Origin of the sequence: Nocardia asiatica NBRC 100129 (assembly GCF_000308415.1) — a bacterium.
GTDB classification, from domain to species: Bacteria; Actinomycetota; Actinomycetes; order Mycobacteriales; family Mycobacteriaceae; genus Nocardia; species Nocardia asiatica.
Genome location: NZ_BAFS01000343.1, coordinates 1 through 852, shown reverse-complemented (window position 1 = coordinate 852; position 852 = coordinate 1). Strand labels below are relative to the sequence as shown.

General features: G+C 66.5%; 1 protein-coding gene and 1 pseudogene. Both read right to left on the bottom strand.

All coding sequences use genetic code 11. From position 1 onward, the window contains the following. The coding region (locus tag ON27_RS29310; RefSeq protein WP_043734778.1) for a hypothetical protein at window positions 1-437 on the bottom strand (437 nt) is incomplete at its 3' end. Between the two features lie 113 nt (window positions 438-550). After that, a pseudogene (locus ON27_RS44400) lies at window positions 551-852 on the bottom strand (hypothetical protein); the annotation flags it as partial.

The following is an 852-nucleotide window of genomic DNA, read 5'->3' as shown; positions in this document are numbered from 1 at the left end:
AACGAAGGCGTCGATGAGCTTCTCACCGAGTTGGTCGACTCACTCTTCTTGCCCAGGAGTTCCTGGACCTGCTCGCTGAGCCGCCTGAGCTGTTGTCCGGGTCCTGCCATCCCGGCCGGTACGAGATCGAAACCGAACTCGGCCGCCAGCATGTCGAGCAGTTCCCGGCCGCTGGGCATGTTCGCCCTGTCCGCGGCCTCGACGGCGGCCAGGCCCTGCGGGGTCGAGCAGACCACGCAGTCCTCGCGCGGCAGTTCGTAGCTGCACCGGGTCCCGTGCACCTCATCGAGCGGCTGGCTCTGCCGGATCGACGCGTCCAGGCACCATCGGCCGTCCTCGAACACCATATAGACCTTCACCGCGTCCTCGATCCGATGTTCATCGGGCATGTACGGATCGAAATCAGGGTGATAGGCGTCGATCTCGTCGTCACTCACGATGTCTCCTTTCTGCGGGTACGGTGTGAGCGTGCGAATTTCGGGTCGGATGCGGCCGTGTCGGGACACGAACCGACGTCGCTGGGAGCCGGGCGGTCCGGGATGGGGCGGGTTCAGTCGAGCCAGTCGGCGACAGGCCCGGGGCAGGTATCGGTGGCGGCTTCAGCGATGACCTCGGCCACGGACACGTCCACGCGGAAGCGGTGCCCGATACGGGCCTCGACCGCCGCGTACTGGGCAGCCAGCTCGGGGTGCAGGCGCGCGGCCCGCACCAGGGCTGAGCGGGGCGAGTAGATGCAGAACACACACGACGCGCGTGCGAAACCTGCGCGGTAGGAAATGTGTGGCCGGGTGCCCGCTGCCGCGATCCTATTGGGGAAGTCCGATATCCAACGCTCCGGAATAGCCGGGACTG